The sequence below is a fragment of the Chryseobacterium sp. HR92 genome (genome assembly GCF_045689405.1).
Taxonomy (GTDB): Bacteria; Bacteroidota; Bacteroidia; order Flavobacteriales; family Weeksellaceae; genus Chryseobacterium; species Chryseobacterium viscerum_A.
Genome location: NZ_CP139139.1, coordinates 2,902,902 through 2,923,104, shown reverse-complemented (window position 1 = coordinate 2,923,104; position 20,203 = coordinate 2,902,902). Strand labels below are relative to the sequence as shown.

Annotated in this window: 15 protein-coding genes and 1 tRNA gene; 11 read left to right on the top strand and 5 right to left on the bottom strand. The window is 37.3% G+C overall.

Annotation, left to right across the window (positions count from 1 at the left end; genetic code table 11):
* Window positions 1-7: 7 nt before the first annotated feature.
* The 5 genes from SFA27_RS13235 to SFA27_RS13215 all read right to left on the bottom strand — a co-directional run bounded on the left by SFA27_RS13235 (window position 8) and on the right by SFA27_RS13215 (window position 3,925).
* Complete coding sequence (locus tag SFA27_RS13235) at window positions 8-1,087, bottom strand: DUF418 domain-containing protein (RefSeq protein WP_407292609.1); 1,080 nt, start codon at window positions 1,085-1,087, stop codon at window positions 8-10.
* 187 nt (window positions 1,088-1,274) lie between these two features.
* Window positions 1,275-1,619, bottom strand: a complete 345-nt coding sequence (locus SFA27_RS13230) for a YciI family protein (protein WP_047375499.1) — start codon at window positions 1,617-1,619, stop codon at window positions 1,275-1,277.
* Between the two features lie 76 nt (window positions 1,620-1,695).
* A complete protein-coding gene (locus SFA27_RS13225) occupies window positions 1,696-2,262 on the bottom strand; it encodes a Crp/Fnr family transcriptional regulator (protein WP_407292606.1) in 567 nt (188 codons plus the stop codon).
* Window positions 2,263-2,363: 101 nt separating this feature from the next.
* Window positions 2,364-2,699 carry a nuclear transport factor 2 family protein gene (locus SFA27_RS13220; protein ID WP_264518182.1) on the bottom strand — a complete coding sequence of 112 codons (336 nt, stop codon included), beginning with the start codon at window positions 2,697-2,699 and terminating at the stop codon, window positions 2,364-2,366.
* 89 nt (window positions 2,700-2,788) lie between these two features.
* Window positions 2,789-3,925, bottom strand: coding sequence for a tetratricopeptide repeat protein (locus SFA27_RS13215; RefSeq protein WP_407292604.1), 1,137 nt, complete (start codon window positions 3,923-3,925; stop codon window positions 2,789-2,791).
* A gap of 169 nt (window positions 3,926-4,094) precedes the next feature.
* Here SFA27_RS13215 and SFA27_RS13210 point away from each other — a divergent pair, with 169 nt between their 5' ends.
* From SFA27_RS13210 to SFA27_RS13160, 11 genes are all read left to right on the top strand, one after another.
* Window positions 4,095-4,598, top strand: a complete 504-nt coding sequence (locus tag SFA27_RS13210; RefSeq protein WP_407292602.1) for a DinB family protein — start codon at window positions 4,095-4,097, stop codon at window positions 4,596-4,598.
* Between the two features lie 72 nt (window positions 4,599-4,670).
* Entirely contained in the window at window positions 4,671-6,437 is a 1,767-nt protein-coding gene (locus tag SFA27_RS13205) for a S41 family peptidase (protein ID WP_407292600.1), read from the top strand.
* Between the two features lie 572 nt (window positions 6,438-7,009).
* On the top strand, window positions 7,010-9,172 hold the full coding sequence (locus SFA27_RS13200) for a type VI secretion system Vgr family protein (RefSeq protein ID WP_407292598.1): 2,163 nt from the start codon (window positions 7,010-7,012) through the stop codon (window positions 9,170-9,172).
* A 6-nt stretch (window positions 9,173-9,178) separates the two neighbouring features.
* Entirely contained in the window at window positions 9,179-10,438 is a 1,260-nt protein-coding gene (locus SFA27_RS13195; protein ID WP_407292596.1) for a tetratricopeptide repeat protein, read from the top strand.
* Window positions 10,439-10,456: 18 nt separating this feature from the next.
* A complete protein-coding gene (locus tag SFA27_RS13190) occupies window positions 10,457-15,214 on the top strand; it encodes an RHS repeat-associated core domain-containing protein (protein WP_407292594.1) in 4,758 nt (1,585 codons plus the stop codon).
* A gap of 24 nt (window positions 15,215-15,238) precedes the next feature.
* Window positions 15,239-15,757 (top strand): hypothetical protein, encoded by a 519-nt coding sequence (locus SFA27_RS13185; protein ID WP_407292593.1) that lies wholly within the window; start codon window positions 15,239-15,241, stop codon window positions 15,755-15,757.
* A 265-nt stretch (window positions 15,758-16,022) separates the two neighbouring features.
* Window positions 16,023-16,517: a hypothetical protein gene (locus SFA27_RS13180; RefSeq protein WP_047375478.1), complete on the top strand. Its 495-nt coding sequence runs from the start codon at window positions 16,023-16,025 to the stop codon at window positions 16,515-16,517.
* Window positions 16,518-16,733: 216 nt separating this feature from the next.
* Window positions 16,734-16,818, top strand: a tRNA-Ser gene (locus SFA27_RS13175).
* Window positions 16,819-17,378: 560 nt separating this feature from the next.
* On the top strand, window positions 17,379-18,275 hold the full coding sequence (locus SFA27_RS13170; RefSeq protein ID WP_264518173.1) for a hypothetical protein: 897 nt from the start codon (window positions 17,379-17,381) through the stop codon (window positions 18,273-18,275).
* Window positions 18,276-18,285: 10 nt separating this feature from the next.
* Window positions 18,286-19,134, top strand: coding sequence for a hypothetical protein (locus SFA27_RS13165; RefSeq protein ID WP_047375475.1), 849 nt, complete (start codon window positions 18,286-18,288; stop codon window positions 19,132-19,134).
* A gap of 11 nt (window positions 19,135-19,145) precedes the next feature.
* Window positions 19,146-20,054, top strand: coding sequence for a hypothetical protein (locus SFA27_RS13160; protein WP_407292590.1), 909 nt, complete (start codon window positions 19,146-19,148; stop codon window positions 20,052-20,054).
* Window positions 20,055-20,203 lie beyond the last annotated feature (149 nt).

Genomic DNA, 20,203 nt, shown 5'->3' with positions numbered 1-20,203 from the left:
TTTATTATTACCCGCTTATTTTTCTCATTATCATTTCCAAAGGCCCCTGCTTGAATTTTCTCCCCCAGAATTTACTGAAGTAAATACTCAAAACAAAGAATCCTATTGAATACAGGAGAATACCAAGTGGAGATACCCAAGCTTTATGACTCATTAAATCTGAATAATTTCTACCCTGTAATAAAGCAAATACAACCATTCCGAGGCTGAGATGAGATACATAGTGAGTAAGCGTCATTTGTCCGGCCCTGGCAAGGTCTGCGGTCCACTTTTTTTCAGAAATATACTGACTGATAAACATAAAACCTGCAATAAGCATCATTCCAAAACCTATAGTATTCAGGATAAAAGGTAATACTGGAGGAATATAATCTGCATTGATGAATTCACGCGTTTCCGTGCTGACATCCATGAAGGTGCTTGCATAACGGAATCCCTCTACCATAAGATATAATACCAGTCCAATGCAGAAGATCTTTTGCTGAGTCTGCTTAAGTGCCCAGTCCAGTCTTCCAAGATATAGCCCGGCAGCAAAATAAGCAAACCATGGCAGTATAGAATTCCAGCCGTTGTAAAATGTATTTCTGAGAAATCCGGAAACGGTATAGAAATCTGTGTATTCAAAGGTGGAAAAATTCCATCCTGTTTCGAATGGGATAATCAGTAACAGCAGATGAAATAAAACAATGGCAATGGCTGCTGTTATCAGATAATATTTTTTATCTATGAATATCAGTAATGCACCTATACTCATATAACCGCCGTAGAAATGAAGAATATCAGCCGGCCACCAGAGACAAAACAGCATTCCGAATAGAAAAAGAAAGGCCGCTCTTTTGAGAATGGTATTACGAAGTCTTTTTCTGTCTTCCGAAGTATATTCCTGAAGACGATTGGTCATCAGCGCTACTCCCATACCAGCAAGAATTACAAATACCGTACTGGAATGTCCGCTGAAAAGAACCAACAGTTTTCCAAGAGTGGAATGATCATCATGATTTCCGAAGACCATATTGAAGTTCACGATAAACATTCCGAAAATAGCATAAGCCCGTGCCAGATCGAATCCGATGATTCTTTTTTTCATACTGAAGAATTATTTTCAGCAAAAGTCAAGAATAGGATCGGGCATTCCTTTGACAAAAGTCAAAAAATAAAAAGGAGTGGGGCACAGGAAGATAAAAGTAACAGAAAATCCCTTGAAATGATAGTGTTTTATTAAAAATTAAATAAAGAAAATCTCTTTTTAAAACTCCCATCTTCCTGCCTCCATCTTACTTATCCACCTTCAAAACTTCACGCACTTCAATGTTCCCCCCGATTTTAAAAATAGGATTTCCTTTAGCCATTTCTACTGCTTCATCAATAGATTCTGCCCTTACAATAATATATCCGCTGATGAATTCTTTGATCTCAGTATAAGGTCCATCCGTTATAATATTATCCGGTTTGACTGTTTTAGCAGCTCCGGGAGCAGGTAAAAGAGTATTTCCTTTATCCACCAGCTTATTTTGAGCAGCAATGCTTCCCAGCCAATTCATACGTTCACGGATCTGTTCCGGGGAAGGTTTAAAATCAGAAATATCTTTAAGTCTGAAAATTAATGCAAATTCTTTCATAGTCAGATTATTTTTTATGTAATAGAATGACGAATGGGAAGTCAAAATGGGGACAGAATTCTTATTTTATTATCACCTAAATTCTGGCTCTTATTCTGCTCAGGGTTTCCAGCGAAACCCCCAGATAAGAAGCAATATGTGTCAGTTTCAGATGATGAAAATACTCCGGAGATTTTTTCAAAAGACTTTCATAACGTTCTCTCGCACTCATTGTATGGAAATCAAAAAGCCTGTCCTCCAGCCAAATGGTGTACAATTCAGTTAATAATATATCATATTCCATCAGTTGCGGAAAGTCTTTTTTTGCAGTTTCGAATGCTGTATAATCAACGGTTTCAATAGTTACATCTGTCAGACATTCGATCACTTCTTTGCTTGGTTTTTGGTAGAGATAACTTTTAAAAGAAAGCGCAATATCATCCTGAAAGAAAAATTCAGTTGTTATTTCCTTTTTATCAGAGAAGAAAAATTTACGGGCAACTCCTTTAATGATTAGAAAACTTTTTCTGCATATCTCATTTTGCTGCAGCAGGATTTCTCCTTTTCGAACTTGCTTTACCGTTGTAATTTTGTCAAGAGCATCAATAGTTTCCTTGCTGAAACGGGATACAAGTGCCTGAATTTTTTCAATGTGTTCCGTCATGTTGGAATTTTATATTTCAAACTTATCCAATTTTAGCGTAACAGCAAAAATTCAGGTTAGCCGATTGAAATACCTTTTATTTTTTAGGGTAAAAACTTATTTTAATCTTGTAATAAAGGTCTGGGATCAAACAAAACTTTTAAGGTATGAATCTTTCCATCTTTAATCTGATACCATCCGGAAGCTTCTACCGCTTTTTCTCCCATGTCAATAGTATACCAGAAACATACATCTTCACCAGATGTAAAAGCTTTCAGAATTTTATATTTAAACTTCATCTGCTTCATATCTTTGATGTAAACTGAAGCATTATCCCTTTTTCCCAATACTCCGATAAATTTAAAATCAGGATCAAGACAGCTTTCTGCCTTCTCAAAATTTTCTTCATTTAAATATTGAATGAATTGTTCTGCTGTATTTTGCGTTGTTTTGTCCATAAAAATTGTTTTTATTGTTGAATACAAAATTAGCGCTTCATTGGATGTCCCACTTGTGACTATAATCACAAAATGATTTGAATTTTCTATTACTTTAAAATAGTAATTCTGCCTTTTGCATATGCAATCTGATCTTTTTCTTTTTCCTGATCCGGACGGTTTTTAAGATACATCTGATAGTAGGTAGCTGCATTCTTTGGCTGTTTCAGATTCAGATCATAAAGAAGTCCTAAACGGTAATAAATAATATTGCTAGTACCAAAGGTTAATCCTCTTTTATAAGCTGTTACAGCATCATTATACTGGTTTTTGGATTCATAAATACCTGCCAATGCAGCATAATACAGCGTGGTGTGATCTGAAATAGCTTCATCAATAGTCTTCTGTGCATAGATGGCAGCATTGTTATAATCTTTCAGTTCCCGATAGCTTAAGGCCATGAAATATAATGTACCTTCGTTTTGTACTCCCATATCTTCCAGCATTTTATAAAGATTGATGCATTTCTGATAATCCTTTACATAAAAATAAGCTTGTCCCATATCATTCATTACATTCACATCAGCATGGTTTTTCAGGAGTTTTTCACCAATTTCAATTACTTCCGGATACTTGGCGAGTTGATTGGCAACAGGTAATAGGGTCTGTTGTAAAGTGAAATTTCCAGTATCAGAAGCAATGGCTGTTTTCAAAACATCATATGCAGGCTGGTATTGTTTCAGACCACTGTAGGTCAGAGAAAGATCATAGGCTACATCAGGATCAGTAGAATTCAGAGAGCTGGCTTTTTTGAGGTAGTTCAGTTTGGTTTCAGGAGTATCAGCATAGGCCGCGAGCTGTTTATAAGCATTGAAGTTAAGACTATCCAGCTGAATGATCTGTTGAAGATAAGCCTTGGCATTGGTTGCATTGCCCCGTCTGGAATTGATGCTGGCCAGACTAAATAGAGTGGGCAGGCTGTTCGGTTGTATGGTATTGATTTTTATGTAATTTTTCTCTGCTTCCGGAAGTTTTCCGGCCATCATATTGCAGTAGGCTATTTGTGAAAGAGCTTTTACATCCTGTGTATCTCCGGGATATATGCTTTGAAGGTATTTGGCAGCATCGGCATAGCGTTGTGTCTCATAATATTCAAGCAGCTTTTCAGTGTCAATTTTTGCAGACTGAGCAGTGATATTGTTAAAGCCTAATAGTATAATGCACAAGCAAATTCCTATTTTCATCATGGTTATTTTTTAACTAAAATATTGGATATTTAATAAGCTTCCAAATTTTACGATCACATATTGGGGATTTTTTTAAATTTTTATGAATAATTTATAATAAAATCAAAACTTCTCCCATTAGATTTCTTATATTCATCCTGCAAAAGCAGATAAGCCAAATCCCAATAATATGGAAATAAAAACGGTACAGTCATTTATCAATTATTATGAGAAAATAAGGGAAAGAACCAACCGCATTATTGCAGTTGTTCCGCCTGAACATATAGATTACTCTTATAAACCCGGGAAGTTTACCATTGGTGATCAGATAAGACATATTGCCACCATAGAACGGTATATGTATGGAGAAACGATTAAAGGCAAGAAAAGTGCTTATCCGGGATGTGGAAAAGAACTGGCTGACGGGTATGAAGATACCGTGAAGTTTTTCAATGAAATGCACAGACAAACGTTAGAAATTATCAATGGCCTTTCTGATGAAGATCTTACCCGCAAATGCCTGACTCCGGCCAACAGTGAAATCTCTGTCTGGAAATGGCTCCGCGCCATGATAGAACATGAGATTCATCACAGAGCAGAATTATACATCTATCTCAATCTTCTGGATGTAAAAACACCACAGATCTACGGATTTTCTGCCGAAGAAGTTCAGGAACTGAGCGTGAAACTATAGGATAAAAGGAGTGTGGGAAGAATTTCAATCCATTAGGGTTAATTTGTATATTAGCCCATTCAAAAAATAATAATGGCCAGACCTTTTATCATTCCTCTAGTACTGTTTCTAAACAGTGCTTTTGCACAAACTCATACAGATCTGAAACCCGGAGACACCTTAAAGTATTCTCCCCAATCTCATAAATCCTCCTGGATCTCAGTACAGTCTGCAGATGCCAATCTCGGTATTGCGCTGTTTATGGATGGGAAAAAAGTAAAAGAACAGGATGATTCCAGAGGAATAAAAAGTGTTGAAAGATTCTACTTTACCCCGGAAAAAGGGAAAAAATATGAACTGAAAATCTGGGCTAAATCCTATACTGAAAAAAGTAAAACAGCCAAAGTTTCCATTACAGAATCCAAAAATGTACCTGTTATTAATGGTCAGTTCACTACTGATCAGTTTGTAGAAGACCTTAGAACATTCCGTTCTATAAGGGAAAAAGCAAATTCCGGACTGTATGTGTACAGAACAAAAAAACAAATTGACAGTATTTACCAACAGGCCGAGGAAGAAGCGAGAAACAGTAAAAATATTTTTGATTTTTATAAAGTAATTGCAAAGGTTACCGGATTTGAAGGAAGCTGTCATAACTATACAGACCTTTCCAACCATGCTTCTTATTATCTTACACAAAAACCGGAATATTTACCCATTACACTCAAGAATATTGACGGTCGTCTGCTTCAGGATTCAAAAGACAATGTATTGCCTCTTGGTGCTGAAATCCTTTCCATCAACGGAGTTCCTGCAAAAGAGATGATCAGCCGCTTTTCCCAATATTATTTTTCTGACGGATATTCTATACCTTACAAAGAAACAACAGGCTTTGAAAGAGGAATGCTGGATAAATTTTATATAGAATTTGGAACCCACAAAAACTATGTTATCAACTATAAATGGAACGGGATCGTAAAAGAGATATCACTGCCGGGAATATCGTTGGAGAACTTTAAAAAACTTCAGGATTCAAGGTATTCGCTTGCATTTGACAAAAAACTGCTGTCTGAAAAATACAGTCTGAATAAAGAAGGAGATGGAATCTACCGCTTATCTTTGAGAGGTTTTGATTTTGCAACCGGGAAAGACGATCCTGCCTATAAAAAATTCAGTACTTTTCTTGACCAGATGATGGACACCCTGGAACGCGAAAAAACAGAAAACCTGATCATAGATCTCAGAGGAAATACCGGAGGTACAGGAGCTCTTTATGAAAAAGTATTTTCTTATCTTACACAAAGACCTTTCCGTGACAGCCACTATGCCTATACAAAATTCAATGAAGTTCCTATGGAAGAAAAACTGGTGATTACACCTCTTTTTCTATCGAATGGAGTAACAGATAAAACCGGTTTGAACGCTTACCTGAAATCATTATATCCTAAAGCCGTTCAGGGGAAATACTATTGGGCAGATGATAAAAATCCTTCTATAATGCCTAATGACAAAACTTTTAAAGGGCAACTTTATTTATTAGTAGATCAGCGTGTTGCTTCGGCAGCCTCCCATCTGGCTTCTCTGATTAAGTCCTATACCAATGCCATTGTGATCGGAAAAGAAACAGTAGGAGGATATTATGAACATAACGGTCATCTTCCGCTGGTATATGAACTTCCCAATACCGGTATCCAGACAGGATTCTCTATTGTGCATGTTATTCAGGACGCACAGAATCTTCCCGACCAGAAAAGAGGTCAGGGAATTATTCCTCACATTCAGGTACAACAGACCAATCAGGAATTTCTGGATCAGACGGATGTTTATCTGAAAAAAGTATCAGAACTCCGGAAACCGTAAAAATGATTTTATTTATTGTATTAAATTTAAAACCAGCTGTAAATAATGAATTTACGGCTGGTTTTTTTATTGTTGAAATTCAGTTTTATTTTAGTTTATTTCTATTATAAGTGATAAATTTATTGTTTTTATTTATTAAAAATTGTTAAATATTCATCTGATAAAGAGATATTTATTTTATTTTTTTAATCATTTGTTTTGGAATTATGGATGAAAAGTCGTAGAACTACTACAAAATTTCAGATTAGTTACTGAAAATTTTTTGAATAGAGATTAGCGTTTTATCTTTGTAATACCACCAATCCAATTACAAAAAAATAATAATGATTAAAATTTGCCAATCATCACAATAAACCCAGGAGAAATCCTTGAATTCAGCAGGGGAATAAAGTAGATATAATACGCTGCTTTACCTTTTTTTACTTATTACATTATACCCTGTTTTGATCCCAATATCCGGATTTTATTCCTTAGAATAGAACACGGATAACGAAAATATATCTGATCTTTTTGACTCAGGTAGATTTTAGCCTTAAAAAATTTGACATCCAATCAATCAAAATATTATAACTATGTTTCAGGACGATCATTCACCCAAAATGCCTGTTTCCAAAGATAAAATTCCAGCTGCAGACAATCTGAAAGAGTCTCTTAAAGATCAGGCAGTAAGTAAAGCTGCCCAGAAAGTACAGGAAAAATCGAGTGGATCTATAAAAAAAGCTACTGAAAAGATGGTTCAGGCGCAAGCTTACACCGGAATGGTTCAAAGCGGTTCCCAAATGTTTATGAATCAGGTTAAACAACCTAATCCACCCACATTGGTAGAAGACAAAGTATGGTCAAAACAGCCTACTTCCGGAATCTATAATGCCAATACAATCCCCGGCAATCAGGTAGCAGGAATCAACCGTGTGATAAAACTTGAAATTGTAATTGATGGAAAAGTAATCAAACATTTCAAACATTTTCAGCTAAAACAAAGTGCTGTAAAGCATCACGAGTTCGATCTTATGCTGGCTCACGATACTCTGGGAAGCTTGGAAAACCATAATCTGGAAGAAGCTCAGAACTTTCTGGGAAAAAGAATTACAGTGATTTTCAGATACAAAGACGTTGAAGACGGCCCTGAAAGAAACTTTGTAGGAGTCATTACCGAAGTAGGGTTCAGTCAGGAAAAAGGAAGTCTGGGAAATATTGTTCTTACAGGTTCAAGTCCTACTGTTCTTTTAGATGCAGCTCCTCACATTCAGAGTTTTGGCGGAGCACAGGAGATAAGCCTGAACAGTATTGCAGATCAGGTGATTAAAGAAGGCCTTGGACAAAATTCCTTTGATTTCAGGGTAGATGCTGCACACGGAAACATTTCGTACAGCTCACAATATGAAGAAACCCATTACAATTATCTGGCAAGAATAGCAGAAGCATATGGAGAACAGTTTTATTATGATGGTGAAGTCCTGCATTTCGGGAAACTTCCACCTCAGGAAAAACCCGTGAAACTCACTTACGGAAGCAGTGTGAGTGACGTAAAAATCAAAATGAAAGCCCAGCACGTAAATCCCTCATTTTATGGATATAACAGTAGTAAAAATGAGAAATTAACTGCAGGGAATTCTAAGATTACCCATACTTCAGATATTGCTAAAAGGGCTTATGAAATATCAGAAAAAACTTTTACAACTCCTTCATTGAGAGTAGCTCCGATAAAAGCAGTGTCTTTTATGGACGTAGAAAACTCTCAGAAAGGAACAGCAGGAAGTAAAGCTTCAGAAGTATTTGTTATTTCAGGTGTTACAACAGTACCATTCCTGTATCCGGGTTGTATTGCTGATATTGAAATGCGGAAAGCAGAAAGCAGTGAAACAACGTACTTCACCAAACTGATGATTATAGATATGTATCACGAGGTGGATGCAAGAGGATATTATACCGGAACATTTGAGGCAATAGCTTCTGACACAGGATTTATTCCACGACCTGAGTTCCATACTCCGAAAGCAGATGCACAATTTGCTAAAGTAATTTCTAATACAGACCCCTTAAATCAAGGAAGAGTTAAAGTTCAGTTCGACTGGCAGAACGGCTCTACCACTACAGAATACATCCGGGTGATGACTCCCGATGGTGGCGGAAGCGAAAAAGTAAGTAAAAACCGTGGCTTTATGGCGATTCCGGAAGAGGGTGATCAGGTAGTGGTCAACTTTGCCCATCAGCATCCTGACCGTCCTTTTGTGATGGGAGGAATGTTTCATGGCGGAGTTGGCGGCGGTGGCGGAACCGGAAATAATATTAAAAGCTTAAGCAGTAAAAGCGGACATACCATGAGCTTGGATGATGGCGGAGGAATTACCGTGAGAGATAAAGACCAAAATTCCGTTTTTTTGGATGGTGCAGGAAATATAAGTATAGACAGTAAGATTTCTATTACGCTTACTTGTGGAAGCAGTTCTATTTATATGGATAAAGATGGAAATATTCAGATTAAAGGAAAAGAAATATTTGTACAGGGGATTAATATCGGAGTCGGAGGAACCTCTAGTATCGGCGTTGGAGTAGGTCCTGAAGATGGTGATCCTACTTCCGGAGTCGGAATCAAGTCTGATACCCTGGATATTGGAACCAAAACCCTTTCCATGAGAGGGGATACCGAAGCCAATCTCAGCAGTGGAGGAAAAATAAATGTAGGCGGTGGAAGTGAAACAAATATTGTAAGTGGAACTGTAAAACTGAATTAAAAGCAGATGAATCCAGTAGATTTGGAGTTGGTAAAGTTAAAAAGACAATGGCAGAAAGTCGTTTCAAAGAACGAAGAAAAACCTATGCTGATCTGCATAGGAGAAAAACATGAAACCGATCTTTTTGACGGATTTATCAAATCAAAACTCTCCGAAGATGAAGAAGGGGATGATATTTTTTTACTCCATTACCAGGAATTTAACGGGATGAAATCCTTTGGACAGACTTTACTGGATGAATGGACCGAATTCTACGAAATGCTGAAGAAAAGTGAAGAGAATATTCCGGATTGGGACTTCAAAGATCCGGAAAAAGCTTTTAAAACTGATGCCTACAAAGCATTTTATCCTTTGCTGGAATTAAAGAAAAACTTCCCCAATATTAAGGATTCAAAAATCTACCTTTATATTGCTCCGCTCAGAATCAATGATACAGAAGAGCTGTCTCTCTGGGTGAAAGAATGGTGCAGAATATGTGAAATGTCAGAAAATAAGGATCTTAAACTGGTCTGGGCAGAACATCATACCCATAGAACACTGTCACAGATTCCTTCAGCACACAGTTTCAGAGTAGAAGTGGATATTCATCAGTTAATGCAGAATACTGCAGCACATACAAACCGGAAGAAAAACAGTCCGGATACTGATTTTCAGCAGCAGATTCTTATAGCGAGTAATCATTTGAGTAAAGAAAGATTCAAAGAAGCGGAACATGCCTTAAAAACAGCAGTGAAGCTGGCTAAAGAACAAAAGAATAAACAGGGAGAAATCTCTGCCTATTTTATGCTTACTCAGGCGTATACAGCAGACAGGAAAAAAGACAGGGCAGAAGATACTTACAGGATCATATTTGAAGAAGTAGAACCAGATTCACCTCTGGCAGTTCAGATGTATATGAATTACGGAAGCCATCTGCTAGGAAATTCCAAAAAATCAAAGGCAGAAAAAATATTTGAAAAAGCTGCAGAAACAGCACAAAAGATTGGTGAACATGCAATGGCTATTGAATGTTACAGAATCATTGGAACATTAAATGATACTGTGCTGACAAGAGATAAAATGATAAGGTATTTTGAAAAATGCCTCGACATAGCAAAGTTAATGGATCCTTCGGTACGGGAACAGAGCAGCCTGCGGTTTGTAGCCTCAATGTTGATTCTCAAATACGAAGGAGATCATGATAAAAAAACAATACTGGACAATGAAATGAAGACTTATTTTGGTGATGACTGGAGGGTAAGTGTAGAAAAACCAAAAGCAGGGTAATCTCAAATTAAAAGAATCATGGCAGATCTGAATAAAAAGACAGTAAAACCCATAAAGGTTGCAAAACCGGATATGAACCCGGACCGCTCCCTGAAGGTGAACGCAGACGTTACTTCAGTGAGCTGGGACAAAACCAAGCAGGGGTGGAAGAACGGAATGAAAAATAATGTTGATTCCCTGAATCCTGTTTCTATGGTTAAATCCTTAGCTGGAGGAGACGATGCTCAACCTGCGAAAAGTAGTGGCGACGGAGGTGGAGACAGCGCTGTGACTGCCGAAAAAGCAGCTCCGGAAAGTAAAGTGAAGCTGATCAAAGTGAATACTCCGGCAATGCCTTCCACTGCCATTCAGCACACGAGTAAGCATTTTGATATTGTGCTGGCCATTGATATCCACTGGACACTGATCCCGCCGCCGCCTTCATTTATGCTGATTCCACTGCCATTACCGCATCCTTTTATCGGGATTGTTTTTGACATCATGGATTACATTACCATCACCATCCCGATTCCACAGTTTGCAAGAAATCTGATGCCCTCACTGCCGGAAAGTATTCCGATGGGAGGTTCAATATACGTTCACGGAAGACACAAAGCAACTACCACCACAAGTGTAATGGGAGTAGTGATTCCGTTCAGGCATATCACATCACTTATTCCGGTATACATTATCCCTTTTCCTCAGGAAGCTCCACACGAAGGAGAAGTGTATTATGGTTCGCAAACCGTTTTGGCACAAGGAAGTAAAATGAGTGGAAACCAGCCGCAGCAGGTTCTTACCTGTATGGGATTCCCTTTCGGAATGACGATGCTGCCTGCAATGCCGGATAAACCAAAGAAAAACCCACTGGCATATTTTGCCTTCTATAATAACTTTTCAAGCATGTATATTCAGATCAATACGGGAGGGCCTGTATTGGTGGGAGGAGCTTTTGTTCCCCATGTCTATACACCCGGAGAAATGCTGATGCGTCTTGCCGGGATGTTTTTAATGAGAAGCCTGACCAAGAAAATAGGAAAACTGGGAGCTAATGGTTTAAAAAAGCTGAACAACAGTGTTCTTAAAAAAGCTCCTTTTAATAAATTTAAATTGGCCAATGCCTTATCCAAAAAATTATGTCATTACGGCCTTGAGCCTGTGAATTTTGCAACCGGTGCCATGGTTTTCGAATGGGAAGATTTTATTATTCAGGGCAGTACACCTTTAACCTGGAAAAATATCTGGCACAGCGACCGGCCTTATGATTTTGGACCTCTTGGAAATGGAGTTTTCAATACTCATGATCTGTTTATTCTTCCTGAAGAAAACAATAAGTTTGCCGGTTGGATGCATCCTGACGAAAATATTGCCATGTTGATTCCCGCACCTGAAATTGGTGAAGAAATGACCTATTTCAGAGATCAGAAAATATGGCAGTACAGACCAAGCAGCAGTATTTGGGTGATTCGCAAAGGAACCGATATTTATACCTATAAACGTTTCCATCATGTTACAGAAGGAACAATTTATAAGGTGATTCGTATTGAATATGGAGATGGCACGATCAGAGAATATGAATATGAAGACCGGAATATTGTCCTGAAAAGTATAAAAGATGTAAAAAGTGGATTCAGTATTGAAACGGTTATCCATCCTGAGTATAAAAAAGTAACAGAAGTTTATTATTGTTATAAAAAACAGAGAGATCTGCAGGTTAGGTATGATTATGATGAGCGTGGTAATCTTATTCATGTCTGGGACATTCACAAAAAAGCAATTGTCTTTGAGTATGATGGAAAAAATCAGGTTGTAAAAAGAACCAACCGAAACGGAATGAGTTATCAGTGGGAATATGATGCAGAAGGAAGAGTAACCCATACCAAAGGAGTAGATGGATATATGGAAGGAAAACTTCATTACCATGATGAGGAAGGCTTTACAGAAGTTATCTATCCAAAGCAAAACAATAAAACAGAGGAATATCATTATGATGAAAATTTTCTGGTTTACAAAAAAGTAGATGGAGAGGGTGGAGAAACATGGTACGATTTTACAGCGCACAACGAACTAAAGATGCTGGGAACGCCTGAAGGACGTGTCCAGGGGTATACCTATGATGAAATGGGAAATATTAAAATTTTCCATACCCCGGATGGAGAAGAATACCATTATCAGTACAATGAATTCGGACAGGTAATTGCCCGTTTCTCCCCTTCGGGAGCTTCGGAAACATGGAGCTATGATGAAGAGGGAAAACTGATCAACTATACCGATCCTGCCGAAGAAAGTGTATACTATGAATATGCAGACGGTGACAGAGTTCCTGAAAGCAGCAGCAGAGAAGGGATTGTTACCTATTATCAATATAACCAGAGAGGCCAGCTTACTCAACTCACCAACACTGCCGGAGCCGAACAGTACTGGAAATATGATGAATATGGAAGGCTGTTGGTGTTCAGCCCGAGACCTTTGAACAGAACCCTCTGGGACAGAGATAAAATGGGAAGAGTGGTTGAAGTGAACGAGCAGGGGCAATTCCCGTTAAAACTCCGTTATGATGCCTACGATCTTCCGGTGTATGCTACTGACGGGCACGCAGAATGGCTCATGAGCTATACGCCGATGGGAAGGCTTAAACGTCAGGTCCGCAGGAATGCTCTTTCTCATAAAAAAGAAGAAACATTGGTTTTCGGGTATGATGCTTACGAGAATCTGATGAGCATTACCAATGAAAAAGGAGAAGTTTACCGGTTTGAAAGAAACTATAATGACGAAGTCACCGGTGAGACAGGTTTTGACGGCCAGAAAAAGTTCATTGTAAGAGATAAAGACGGAATGGTCACCCAAACCAGAACTCCCCACGGAAAAGATATTTTTTATGAATATGATCTGGGCGGAAGATTAACACAGACCCATTATCCCGACGGAACCTGGGAAGCCTATCAGTATGATTCCTCAGGATTATTGGTTAAAGCAGATAATGAAAACAGCAGTGTAGCTTTTCAGAGAAATAAATTAGGACAGATCACCAGTGAAAAACAGGGTGCACATACCATTCAATATGAATATGACACTCAGGCAAATCTGATCGGTTTGAAAAGTAGCTTAGGAGCCGAAGTAGACTATTCTTATAATGATCTGGGACAGCTTAAAATGGTAACTGCCGCTACTCCGGAAGTGTATGCACCCTGGCAGATGAACCTTGAGATCAGCCGGAACGGACAGATGCATTCCCGTGAAATGACCGGCGGGGTAGAAAGCACTTTTGAATTTGACCATATCGGAATGCCGGTAAGTCAGAAAGTAACAGTGAATAAAACCAATACTACCTTCCATAAAGATTACAACTGGGGAGCCGGAAGCAGATTGCTGCATACGCTGGACAGGGTGACGGGTGGAAGAACGAGATTTGATTACGATGCTTTCGGAAGCCTTGTCGCGGCAGAATATTCCAACGGGGAGGTACAGTACAAAAATCCGGATGCTACGGGATGTTTATATGAAAGTACCCGGCAGACTGACCGCGTCTACGACAAAGGAGGTAAGCTGATGCGTGATAAAAACTGGTTTTACCATTACGATGAAGAAGGAAATTTATTGTTAAAAAGTAAACGGCCAATCAACAATGCCAGGCCGGAACATAAAGAAGAACAAGAGAATACACATCCTTATTATAAAACCATTGCTTCAGATTGGCTGAACAGCCCGAAACTACCTGATGGAGCTGATTTACCCAATGTAACTGAAGACTTTCCAACAGAAATCCAAAACCCGGAATGGTCCTCCGGAGACTGGGCGTATTCCTGGAATGCTAACGGAATGCTGGCCAAAGTAAAACGCCCTGACGGCAAAAATGTAAGCTTTGAGTATGATGCCCTCGGAAGAAGAACCTCAAAAATTGGCCTAAAGAAAATAACTCGTTATATTTGGGATGGTAATGTTCTTCTGCATGAATGGAGCTATGATGCTGAAGAAGTTCCTGTAACGGTTGTAGATGATGACGGAAATGTCATTGAGGGAAAAGAACCTGTGGAGAATGTGGTAACCTGGGTGTATGAAAGAGGAAGTCATGTACCAAGTGCAAAAATAATAGATAATGAATGTTACACGATTGTTAATGATTATTTAGGAACGCCAATACAGGTTTACACTGAAAAAGGTGAAAAGATCTGGGAGAGAGAACTCAACATTTATGGAGATATAAAAGTTGAAATTGGTGTTGGAAATTTTGTGCCTTTCCGTTATCAGGGACAGTATTATGATGTTGAAATTGATCTTTGTTATAATAGATTAAGATATTATGATGTAAACAGTGGTTTATATATTAGTAAAGATCCAATAGATATTGATGGAGGTTATAATATTTATGCATATGTTCATGATTCTAACAACTATTTAGATATATTTGGTTTAGCTGGACAAAGATGGGCTGGAAAAACTAAAAAAGATGGTACACCTTATCAAAAGCCAGGCCCGAAGAGTAAAGGAACTGGTGATCATAATGCTAAAATTGATGAAATCATAGCAAGAGAAACAGCTAAACCTGGAGTAGAGCATATTGGTGGAGGTTCTAAAACAGAAATAATATTAGAAGACCTAGGAGGGCATAAAGATGTGAGAAGAATGGATGCATCATTTAAAAATGCGGATGGAGATATATACCACATAAATGTTGGACGAACATTAGAAGATGGAAAAACAGGAGTAATAAGAGAAAGACTAGCTTTGGAAGATGTTAAAAATGCTGGCCATGATGTTACTTTTGAAGGATATGGTAAAGCATCTGCGTATAGATAATTTAAAATAGTAAATAGAGATTAAATGGCAAGTAAAATAAGTATTTTAAATACAATTGATAATGTAATAGAGTATGCTAAACCTCTTTTAGATAAGTATGAAGTTTATGTATATATTGAATATAGAGATTCAGGAAAAGTGTGGCATACTTTGTTAGAAAATAATGTTAAAGAAATTGATATTAATGAAAGTTATAGTTGTTTTTTTCTATCCACAAAGCTAATTGATGTTTCACAGAAAATAAGTTTCTATAGTGATGAAATATATGGTTATACAATAGAGGGAACCGGAGGTAGAGAAGACGGAGATAATATTGAACAGACGGCATTAAGAATGATAAGCAAGACTCCTGAAAAAAATATTAAATCATTTTTTAATGCACTGCTTAATATGTTAAAGAAAGATACTGATTATGAGAAAGGAGTTTACTCTGGTGCGGGAACTTTTTACAAGGAGATTTTTTATTTAAAAAGTATGGGGCAAAGTAAAATATTCTGGTTTGATTTCAAAAGAAAAGATAAACCAATTAAAATTACTGAATAAGTAAATCTAATGAATAAATCCTTTATTAGATGACAATGGTTTTATAATCCTTTTTGCTTAAAACTAATATATAATTTTACTCTTCTGATTCAGAAAAGTTGAAAGATTTTATTTTAAACTTTAAAAAAGCATGTGAAGATGAAATTTTAATGAAAGATTTGTTTTCACGGGCCGAACTGGACTGATCAAAACATTAAAAAACAATCTGAACATGTGATAACATGGTAAACAGATAAAACTTAATCCAAATCCAATCCAAATATATATGAAGAAAATATTCTCAGAACTTAAAGGTTTTGTGGTGTTCAGCCCGCAGCTTTTAGCAAACTACCTGCAGGAAAATCATCTTCCGGGTACTAATATTTTAAAATATTTCGTAGAAAATGAACATGGAGATGAAATAACAAAATCAGGAATCGCAATCCCTATAATAGGCGTAGAAGAAGACCATTATGCATTCCGGGTCTCTGTGAATGATGAAAAGATTTTGAATGATGATGAGGTAGAGGTGGAGTCTAGAGGCTGGATATTTCAGACTGCTAATAATGAAGTAAAAGTGGTTGGTATTGGCTATTTAAAAGACATTACTTCCATCAATGATGAAAACAGCATTACTTTATCCTTAGAAAACGGATGGTATTCTTTGAAAATACGGGGAGGAAATAAAAATGGTGAAAGATTATTTGAACTGAATATGCAGAAACAGGACGTGCATCCGGCTTTTAGCGGAGATGTTACTACCGAATATTATTACGGTTAAAAATATGCATTAAAAAATATCGATGAAGGCTGAATACCTTTGTTAAAGGGTAAATAATTGAAGTTGAGTTGTTAATGATTCTGATTTAACAGCCTGGAAAAATAGAATTTTGTTGAAAGACATAGAAATATAAATTTTCTTCAAAAAATATTTTGTCAGTAATAAAAAACTTTCTATATTTGCACCACTGAAAACAACGGTATAACCGGAGTTGAAGGAGAGTTGGCAGAGTGGTCGATTGCGGCAGTCTTGAAAACTGTTGACTGTAACAGGTCCGGGGGTTCGAATCCCTCACTCTCCGCAGACTATTAAATTAAATAGTACAAAAGCTGTAAAATATTTTACAGCTTTTTTTGTTTTTATGTAGGTATTCAAAGTGCTAAATAATCATAATCTGAAAATGATCTATTTACGACCTGACAAAAGATTAACCTGACCATTTTCTTTTTTTGAAAATATCCGAATAGTAGTAATACTAAAATCCTTTAAGAATCTTAAACTTATAAAATATCTATTGATATATCGAAATCTATCGATAGGGTATGCTTTGTCTGATTGCGAAAAATCAACAATTTTGCAAAAAATTATTATTGACCTGATGTTTACATCAATGAAAACAAGATTCTAAAAACACATTTGCCTAATCCCTCAAACACAACATTTTTATTGATAGGCTGCTACATTATTAAACCCACATGGATGATTCATGTAATAAATGTACGTTTTGTTGAAGATATTATTTTCATTTTGAAATCCGGTTTATAAATGATTAAAATAACTTATGAAAGGCTGTTTAATCTTATCATTGAGTTGTGAGCGAGGATTAACAACCTCTATCACCTCAAATTTTTAAATGAGAATATGAGAAAAAAAATACATAAAACACTGATGCTGCCTTGTTGCCTCCTTATCAATATACTGAATGGGCAAATAGGGATTGGTACAAATAATCCACAAGGTATTTTACATGTAGATGGAGCTAAGGATAATCCTGCTTCGGGAACACCAACGGCAATACAAGTTTCTAATGATGTTATTGTAAACAAAACAACAGGATTCATTGGTGCTGGAGTGCTTAATCCTCAGGTTCAGCTAGATATCAGATCTGCAGGAAATGAAAATGCTCTTGGTTTAGGAACCACAACGATGTCTGCAGTAGCAGCAGGTGCGGGTGCTACACGATATGATGTAAACAGTATACCGGTAGGAGCAAAAATTGAAGTCTCTGATGGCGCTGTATGGCACAAAGCTTATATTGCCCCTCAAAAGGCTGTAATCGTTGTTCGTAAAATCGTAAGCCAATCTATACCTTCTGCTTCTGCAACAACCATTATTAATTGGAACGAGGTACGTGACATGAGCAATAGTTTTGATCCAAGCTCTGGCGAGTTTACAGCTCCCCGAAATGGGACGTATACTTTTTTATTAACATTCAATTTTAACGGAGCTGTTATTAGTGATGGTTCCAGAGTTGAATCGCAATTTTATAATCCTACTACAAACACTGTTCTTGCCAGTGTATATAAAACTTTCGGCCAGTCTATGACAGGCACATCTGATGATGCAAATTCTACACGTTCAACGCAGGCTGGAGGATCAAGTACCGTTACCCTCACGCTTACTGCAGGGACTAAGGTAAGTGCCAGACTATACCAAAATCTAACCTCAGGCGCTATTCCGCTAAGGGTTACAACTGATTCTTCTAATCCTGCAAATCCAGATGATGGATTTAACAATTTAACCATAATAGAACATTAAGATATAGATTATGAAAAAGAAGATCATTATAACTTATAAACTATTTGCTTGTATTTTATTTTTTTCTGCAACTAAAACAACAGCACAAATAGGGTTTTTCACTCCTACGCCTGCACAACCTTTACATATAGATGCGGGAAAAGATAACGGCTCTGCACCCGATGCAACAAAAATATCTAATGATGTTGTGATTACACCACAAGGTCAGGTTGGCTTTGGACTTTTAAATCCGGTTACTAAAGTTGATCTGAGGTCTTCATCTGACCAGGGAATTATTGGCTTAGGCAATAATACACAGAGCCCTTCTGCAGCGGGAGGAGGTGCCATACGCTACAATAACGGTGGATTTTTAGAATATTCTGACGGGGAACAATGGATTGCATTGCCACTTACTGCTCCAACCAAAGCACTAGTAAATGCCAGTAAAGGCTCTGCACAAAGTATTCCAAGTGCAGCTTCGACGGTTATTACAGATTGGACAGAAACAGTTGATTTAGGTGCTGGTGCTACTGGAGACTTTGATCCTTCCACAGGAATTTTTAAAGCTCCTCGTGATGGTTTTTATCTGGTTTCTTTCAACATCACGCTGGCTAATGGAAATATCCCTAAAAATACCTTTATAGAAACTGCAATAGAAAGCAATCAAAGTACAGATAACATTCCTGTATTTAAAACAATAAATTCTTATCCTGCTTTTCAGGCTGGTACAGTAAGTAATTACATAAGTGGTAATTGCAATGCTATTTTCAACCTTAAAAAAGATAATACTATAAAATTTAGCATCAGGCATAATATAGGCAGTGCCCGAAATACTTTAAATGACAGCAAATTAAATAATTTAAGTATTAGTGAATTATAAAATACATGATAATGGGACGAAAAAATAGAATAAAAAAATTGATCAGTGCTGTTATTGTTTTGTCACTGAAAGTAACATATGTAAGCGGTCAAATAGGAATAGGAGTATCCAATCCTTCTAATCCTCTTGAAGTTAAGACGGATGCCGGGAATATTATAATTAATAGTTCGGGAAGGGCAGGTGTTATGGTTGCCAATCCCAAGGTAGCTCTGGATTTGCGTGGTGGAACCAATAGTTCTGTTGCTATTGGAAATACAGCGAAGACTGCTGCTCAAGCCGGGGCTGGAGCATTACGATATATTGCAAGTCCTGCCATTGGGGTAAAAGGATATTTAGAATTTTCCGACGGTTCAAATTGGGTCAGTTTTTTTCCTAAAGGGAAGCCGCGTATTATAGTAATGGCAAGTAAAACAACTCAGGATACCTATGTATTTGAAAGTGCTGCTCCCTCAGAAATAGGAACCAAATCCGGCGTAGTTCAAAGAAGATCTTCTTATTTAACGAACTGGACTGAAAAATTAGACTCTGATTCAGGAGTTCCAACCTCAAATTTCGACCCGGCTACAGGTGAATTTACAGCACCGCGTGATGGCGTTTATTTTGCAACTTTTACATTTGCATTACAATCCAGCCAGGTTAATACCGGGGCCAATAATCAAACTGAAGCAATTTGGGAAGTGAGAGATTCTGCCGGCACCATTACACAAAGAATCAAAACAAATAATGGATATGCTTCTGATACCGGAGCAAGTCCCAATGCAGTACCCGTAGGTTCAGCCTGTACAGTAAGTGTATACCTGAATAAAGGCAGCAAATTAAGACCTTTTACATGGATTACAGTAGCATTTGATGGTACAATCAGCCAATTCGATGTCTCAGGAAGTGGGGCTTACAATGCGCTTACAATAGTTGAACAGTAAAGATATTTCAATAGGTTTGAACAATCTAATTGTAATTTTTAAGTCTCCCAATCTGATTGAGGAGACTTTTTTGAATGAAGAATAAATTTACATTAAAAATATAGTCTTGAAAAAAAAAGACATAGAGAATTTAAAATAGAAACCTGCAA

Bases quoted from the DNA above. Each gene is read 5' to 3' on its own strand.
- SFA27_RS13235 (WP_407292609.1), bottom strand. From the start codon at position 1,087: ATGAAAAAAAGAATCATCGGATTCGATCTGGCACGGGCTTATGCTATT.
- SFA27_RS13230 (WP_047375499.1), bottom strand. From the start codon at position 1,619: ATGAAAGAATTTGCATTAATTTTCAGACTTAAAGATATTTCTGATTTT.
- SFA27_RS13225 (WP_407292606.1), bottom strand. From the start codon at position 2,262: ATGACGGAACACATTGAAAAAATTCAGGCACTTGTATCCCGTTTCAGC.
- SFA27_RS13220 (WP_264518182.1), bottom strand. From the start codon at position 2,699: ATGGACAAAACAACGCAAAATACAGCAGAACAATTCATTCAATATTTA.
- SFA27_RS13215 (WP_407292604.1), bottom strand. From the start codon at position 3,925: ATGATGAAAATAGGAATTTGCTTGTGCATTATACTATTAGGCTTTAAC.
- SFA27_RS13210 (WP_407292602.1), top strand. From the start codon at position 4,095: ATGGAAATAAAAACGGTACAGTCATTTATCAATTATTATGAGAAAATA.
- SFA27_RS13205 (WP_407292600.1), top strand. From the start codon at position 4,671: ATGGCCAGACCTTTTATCATTCCTCTAGTACTGTTTCTAAACAGTGCT.
- SFA27_RS13200 (WP_407292598.1), top strand. From the start codon at position 7,010: ATGTTTCAGGACGATCATTCACCCAAAATGCCTGTTTCCAAAGATAAA.
- SFA27_RS13195 (WP_407292596.1), top strand. From the start codon at position 9,179: ATGAATCCAGTAGATTTGGAGTTGGTAAAGTTAAAAAGACAATGGCAG.
- SFA27_RS13190 (WP_407292594.1), top strand. From the start codon at position 10,457: ATGGCAGATCTGAATAAAAAGACAGTAAAACCCATAAAGGTTGCAAAA.
- SFA27_RS13185 (WP_407292593.1), top strand. From the start codon at position 15,239: ATGGCAAGTAAAATAAGTATTTTAAATACAATTGATAATGTAATAGAG.
- SFA27_RS13180 (WP_047375478.1), top strand. From the start codon at position 16,023: ATGAAGAAAATATTCTCAGAACTTAAAGGTTTTGTGGTGTTCAGCCCG.
- SFA27_RS13170 (WP_264518173.1), top strand. From the start codon at position 17,379: ATGAGAAAAAAAATACATAAAACACTGATGCTGCCTTGTTGCCTCCTT.
- SFA27_RS13165 (WP_047375475.1), top strand. From the start codon at position 18,286: ATGAAAAAGAAGATCATTATAACTTATAAACTATTTGCTTGTATTTTA.
- SFA27_RS13160 (WP_407292590.1), top strand. From the start codon at position 19,146: ATGGGACGAAAAAATAGAATAAAAAAATTGATCAGTGCTGTTATTGTT.